This window comes from Oscillibacter sp. (genome assembly GCF_031978065.1).
In the GTDB taxonomy this organism is placed as follows: domain Bacteria; phylum Bacillota; class Clostridia; order Oscillospirales; family Oscillospiraceae; genus Oscillibacter.
Map to the genome: position 1 here is coordinate 1 of NZ_DALZCH010000156.1, position 5,452 is coordinate 5,452.

6 protein-coding genes are annotated in these 5,452 nt (G+C 60.4%); 3 read left to right on the forward strand and 3 right to left on the reverse strand.

Annotated features, from left to right (window positions below):
* From RTK01_RS15720 to RTK01_RS15730, 3 genes are all read left to right on the forward strand, one after another.
* The coding region (locus tag RTK01_RS15720) for a hypothetical protein (RefSeq protein WP_312281876.1) at window positions 1-585 on the forward strand (585 nt) is incomplete at its 5' end.
* 3 nt (window positions 586-588) lie between these two features.
* Window positions 589-1,839 carry a lactate dehydrogenase gene (locus RTK01_RS15725; RefSeq protein ID WP_312281877.1) on the forward strand — a complete coding sequence of 417 codons (1,251 nt, stop codon included), beginning with the start codon at window positions 589-591 and terminating at the stop codon, window positions 1,837-1,839.
* Window positions 1,836-2,882: an NAD(P)H-dependent oxidoreductase gene (locus RTK01_RS15730; protein WP_312281878.1), complete on the forward strand. Its 1,047-nt coding sequence runs from the start codon at window positions 1,836-1,838 to the stop codon at window positions 2,880-2,882. The genes RTK01_RS15725 and RTK01_RS15730 overlap by 4 nt, the downstream gene beginning before the upstream one ends.
* A gap of 268 nt (window positions 2,883-3,150) precedes the next feature.
* Here RTK01_RS15730 and RTK01_RS15735 read toward each other — a convergent pair whose 3' ends face one another.
* From RTK01_RS15735 to RTK01_RS15745, 3 genes are all read right to left on the reverse strand, one after another.
* Window positions 3,151-3,384 (reverse strand): hypothetical protein, encoded by a 234-nt coding sequence (locus tag RTK01_RS15735; RefSeq protein ID WP_312281879.1) that lies wholly within the window; start codon window positions 3,382-3,384, stop codon window positions 3,151-3,153.
* A 109-nt stretch (window positions 3,385-3,493) separates the two neighbouring features.
* The gene (locus RTK01_RS15740; RefSeq protein WP_312281880.1) at window positions 3,494-4,429 is read right to left on the reverse strand and encodes a hypothetical protein; all 936 of its coding nucleotides are present in this window, start codon (window positions 4,427-4,429) and stop codon (window positions 3,494-3,496) included.
* 14 nt (window positions 4,430-4,443) lie between these two features.
* Window positions 4,444-5,452: nucleotidyltransferase family protein (locus RTK01_RS15745; RefSeq protein ID WP_312281881.1), on the reverse strand; the 1,009-nt coding region annotated here is incomplete at its 5' end.

Genomic DNA, 5,452 nt, shown 5'->3' on the forward strand with positions numbered 1-5,452 from the left:
ATCGGCATCTGGGGCTTTTTTAACTTCCGGGATAACAGCTTAAATTACCGGCTTAAGAACGCACAGTACGTGGAGGGTCTTCAATATCTTCCGAACTTTGTAAACAACCGCGCGTTTTCCTCCGGCTTTGACTGGGACGGGGAGACGGAGGAAATTACTGTGGTCGTTCCCGACACCGTAGAATTCCATAACTCCTCCAGAACCTTCCGCGTCACAAAGCTGGGCGGCTTTTTCGACAGAGATGTTCCCTGCGCGTTCGGCCCCATGCTGCCGGTGGGCAGTCAGGCAGGGCAGACAATTTACCCTGATTCCAATGATCTGGAATCGGCGCGGGAGCAATACCCAGACGCGCCTGTGCGGGACTTGACCGTGCATCTTAGCGTGGGGCGGTATGTCTCCGAAATTCCGCTGCCTGCCGCTTCCCTGCTCTATCGGGAGCGGGAAGTGGACGGCACCATCTGGCGCGTGACCTATTGGGTGGACTGCGATGAAAACAACCAGACTTTTTATTCCGAAGACGGCAGGCTGTATCTCCGGGCGGACGACACGCCCGTGACGCAGCTTACCTATGGGGAGGATGGATAACTAATGGTTTACTACTATACCTATCAGGGCAAAAAATATGCAGCCTTGGAAAGTCTGACCCTCCTCGCCTGCGGCGAGCCCCGGGAGGGGGAGGACGTGACGTTTCTCATCAACCGCTCGCCGGAAAACCGCCGGACCGGTTTTCTTGTCACGGACCCTCGCCAGCTCACCGCCAAAGCCGACGGCGTGGAATGGCTGGACAGCCGCCGTATCGACGCGCCCGTCCCAGACCTTCCGAAAGATATAGCCCGACGGCTGAAGGCCGGAGAGCTTCAGGTCGTCAACTTCCGCCATCCCCGCTGGGAGAAGGCGGCAGACCGGACCGAAAAACGCCAGCGCAACCGCCGCCGGGTGCATCTGCTGGCGGTGGGCGACGTGGGCGGCACGTTGCTTACGGCGCTGAAGCTTTTAGGCGGCGACTGTATCGGCACCATCGGCATCTGCGATTTGAATGAAAACACCGTGGCTCGTTGGGTTTCGGAGATGAGCCAGATTTCCTGGCCGTGGGACTACGAAGCCCTGCCCAAGGTGGAGGCCGTGCAGCCCGGGCATTTGTTTGACTGCGATGTGTTTTTGTTTGCGGCGGCAAAAGCCATTCCGCCGGTGGGCAGTCAGGTGCAGGACGTGCGGATGGCCCAGTTTGCCGCCAACCGCCCCTTGGTGGAATCTTTTGCCCGGCAGGCACGGGAGGCCCGGTTCGACGGGCTGTTCGCCGTCCTCTCAGACCCTGTGGATCCTCTGTGCAAGGCGGCGTATCTGGCCTCCAACACCAGCCCCGGCGGACAGTGGGACGGACTGGGGCTTCTGGCAGAGCAGGTGCAAGGCTATGGGCTTGGCGTGATGAACGCCCGGGCCGCTGCGCTGGCCCAAAGCGACCTGCGTTTTCTCTCCTTCCTCTCCGACGGGCGCAGCTTCGGCCCCCACGGGGAGGGACTTGTGATTGCAAATTCCCTGAAAAAGTATGATGACGAAATCTCCCGGGAGTTAACGGAACTGGTGAAAACCGCCAATCTCCGTATCCGGGATTTGGGCTTCAAGCCCTTTGTGGCTCCCGCCGTGTCCTCCGGGGCCATGCAGCTTTTGCTGACATTGCGGGGGCAGTGGCACTGCGGGTCCGTGTGCCTTGGGGGCGTGTGGTTCGGCGTGCGCAACCGGCTCACCCCAAAAGGACTGGAAACGGAATCCGTGGAGCTGCCGGACGCGCTGTTCGCACGCCTGAAGGAGACGGAAACCACACTGAAGGCGATTTTATGAGCGCCCTGACATTGATCTGCCCGGGTCAAACCGCCTCCCACCGATACGCTTCGGCTCTGCGGGAGGGACTGCGGGGCATCCCCTGTCAAATTGTAACATCTCTTGCGGGCCCGCCGGAAACCCAGCGGCTCCTCTTTGCCGTGCCGCTGGATGAAAGCGGCGTGAACCACGGGTACTACGACCTGCTGGCTTTTCTGCGGACTCATCCGGGGGTTCTTGCGGGGTGCGTGGGAGGTATTGTGGCGGACGGCACGGGAGACCTCTATACCAAAGCCGCCGCCCGAGAGCTGACGCTGGCGGCAAACAGCGCGGGCTGCGCTTTCCCGGGCCGCCCGCTGGTGGAAGCGGTGGGGTCCCTCTCGAACTTTACCGTACAGGCCAAAAATGCGGGCTGCAATCTGGAAGCGGCCTACCGTCTGGCTATCCGGGATTTGGCGGAGCGGATTCTGCGCTTCGCACCTCCGAAATCGGAGAAGCCAAAGCTTTTGGCGCTTCATGCCTCCAGCCACCGCACGTCCAACACGCTGGCTCTGTGGAGCGGGGTGCGGGAGCGGCTGGGAGATACCTGCACCGTCACCGAAATTGGCCTGCGCAACGGCACGGTGACGGACTGCCGGGGCTGTTTTTATTCCGCTTGTCTCCACTTTGGGGAGCGCGGAGAGTGCTTTTATGGCGGCGTAATTGTCAAGGAGGTCTATCCCGCCGTCCGGGAAGCGGACGCTGTGATTCTCCTTTGTCCCAACTATAACGACGCCCTCTCTGCCAATCTCACCGCCGCCGTGAACCGGCTGACGGCGCTGTACCGCACCACCTCCTTCGCCAACAAGGCGATTTTCGGCATCGTGGTGTCCGGGTACTCCGGCGGGGACCTTGTGGCGCGGCAACTGGTGTCCGCCCTGTGCATGAACAAGGGCTTTTACCTGCCACCGGATTTCTGCCTGCTGGAAACGGCCAACGATGCAGGCACGGCCATCAGACTTCCGGGAATTGATGAGAGACTGGACGGGTTTGCGGCAAATATTCTGAACTGCCTGAGACAATAAGGAAAGCAGCGCGGAGTCATTCCCGCGCCGCTTTCTTGATCCGATATAAGTAGAGGTTCTTTGATCTTCCACGCTTTGGACGGCAATCTTCCGACCCTCCGCGCCTAGTCCCAGCACAGAATAGGGTATGAACCCCAAACATTCATTGGTCTTTTGCGGGATATCTACCAGAATGACAAAGTATCTCTGCACGGATGTCCACCTCCCGCTCGCAGGCGTACTGCCCCAACATAGGTCTGCCGCGCTGTCTCCTCCGTCCGCAGGCGCTTCACACCTTTTTGTCAGATGGTAATACTTGCGCGTTCTCCCCCGTGGGCGATTTCTGCAAATACGCCTCCGCTGCCCCGTCTTTCTCCAGTCCGCGGAGGATGAGGTACAGCATCCCATCTTCATGACAAAGGTCCGATCCGAGCGTCTGATAGCCGTACAGCTCTTCTTCAGTCAGCAGCGACAACGCCAGCAAGGCGGTATGCTCCGTGTTCTTCCGCCTTTCCGCAGGCATCCCTCCTATAACTTGTAACTTGCTGCTTTCGCTATACCTTGTATCTTAATGGATACCAAGCAAAACCTGCGCCGCCGGATATCCGGCGGCGCAGGTTTTTAAGTCGATCTCACGGGGCGGGCTTCGCCGCATCTCCCGTATTCTTGGAAATGTTCAGCAGAAGTCTGCCATCCTCGCTGAGATAGGGCTCCAAAAAGTCCCGGTCAAGGACAAAGATCTGCTCTCCCGCAGCGTAGCTGGCCATTCCATAGGCGGAAAAGACCACCGTCATGCCTTCGTCAGAAAACGTCACGGCATAATCGGGCCACTGGGCGGCAATGCTCTGATAGTCTTCCCAATACATCTCCGTAGGCGATTCAAAGCCATTCTCGGTGGCTCGGGCGTCGGCCTGCCGGATAATTTCATCCGTCACCGCCGCCTGAAATTTCTCGGAATCCTCACCCAGCGCCGCCGGGTGGAGAAAACGTCCGGTCTGCAAATCAAAGTTCCAGCCCAAGAAAACGGAATTGGGATGGGCACCGCCGGTATAGCTGTAATATGCCCCGCCAATGCTGATCAGCCGATCCGTCCGCCAGGAGGTGAAGGTGAACTCCTCCTCATAATTGTTGTACCAGCCCAAATTGCCTTCCACCCGGCGGGCGTAATCCTCCTCCGCCCAGTCAAGCACACTTGAAAAATCCGTGCTCTCCAGCCAATCTTCAAAATTGCTGTTGAATGCGGCGGCTACGTCCAGCGCAGTCTTCTCCGCCGCCGTGGCGGCAGAGTCCAGAATCTGGCCGTCTTCCGTGATTACCCGGAGCACGGGAAGCTCATAGCTGTATGAGGCCAGCGTGGTGCCGTCTTCCGCAACGCGCGTGTCGCTTTTCTTTTCGCTCTCCAGTGCAAAGTCCAGCATCTCCGACGAGGAGGACAGCACGCTGGTTGCCCCCATGGCGCCAAGAGACTCGTCCGCCGGTGCGAATGCAGGGCCGCCGGGGGCAGCGTTGGCACAGCCCGCCAGCAACGCCAGAGACAGCCCCAGCATGAACAAAATTTGTTTTCGCATAGAAAATCTCCTTTTCAGAGGATGGCCGGTCCCTCTCTCCACTCCCGTCCGCCGGGAGGAACGTGGGGCAGACACAGCCCGTACAGATCGGTACAGCGGGCCTCCAGTTCAAGGCTCCGGCGGCAGGCTTCCTCCAGCCGCCGCGCATGGGCCGGTTTCGTCAAAACCGGTAAAATGGCGGTTTCTTTCATCCTACGCAGCAGAACCCGCCCCCGTTCCCCCGCCGCCAGCACCCGCAAATAAGGCGGGGTCTTTGGCCGGTCCTGCGCCCGCAGACCCAAAAACGCCCACAGGGCCAGCCGCCGCAGCCGGGCGTGGGGATAGCGCTTCGTTTTTGCAAGCTCGTAAAATTCCTCCAAAGACAGGGCTTGCCTCCCTGCCCGGGCCAAACGGTCGGGAAGTCCCTCACTCTGGGCGCTGTCGGGAAGCTCAGCCCAATCCGCCGCCGTCATGGTCCGCAGGCGTAAAAGAAACGCCCGCTCCGCCGAATCAGAAAGCGGCGGCAGCGCCAGCTCCGCGCTTTGCAAAAGCTCCCGCTCCCCCGGAACCAGATAGGGTGCGGCTTTTTCCCATTCACCCCCGGCCATCCACCGGCGAGCCTGCGTTGCGGAGATAAAACGGCTTCCCTGCGGGGCGGCATCGTCGTGATAGCCTGCGCCCTCCCGCCGCACGGTCATGGGCCGCAGGTCAGCACCCAGACGGAGCACCGCCCGCAGATATTCGATCCCAAGATTGTTGTTGGGCGTTGCCAGCAGCGCGCCCAGCTTTGCGCCCGCCAGCTCCGTCACCGCCATCTGGCGGCAGACGGCGAAGGGCAGTCCCCGGTCCAGAAAGCGGCGAAGCTCCGCCGCATACTCCCGGGAATTAAGGCATTGTGCCACAGCTTGCAGACCCTCGATCTCCCCGCATTCGCTTCCGAAGGACAGGTGCTTTACCACGCCCGTGGCCGCCAGCAGGCTCACGCCGCCCATGGCAAACGTCTCCGCCGAGGATACCGCCCACATGGTCGGCAGCTCCCAAACC

What these genes read in the sequence shown, in the direction of transcription:
- RTK01_RS15730 (WP_312281878.1), top strand. Translation starts at nt 1,836, where the DNA reads ATGAGCGCCCTGACATTGATCTGCCCGGGTCAAACCGCCTCCCACCGA.
- RTK01_RS15740 (WP_312281880.1), bottom strand. Translation starts at nt 4,429, where the DNA reads ATGCGAAAACAAATTTTGTTCATGCTGGGGCTGTCTCTGGCGTTGCTG.
- RTK01_RS15735 (WP_312281879.1), bottom strand. Translation starts at nt 3,384, where the DNA reads ATGCCTGCGGAAAGGCGGAAGAACACGGAGCATACCGCCTTGCTGGCG.
- RTK01_RS15725 (WP_312281877.1), top strand. Translation starts at nt 589, where the DNA reads ATGGTTTACTACTATACCTATCAGGGCAAAAAATATGCAGCCTTGGAA.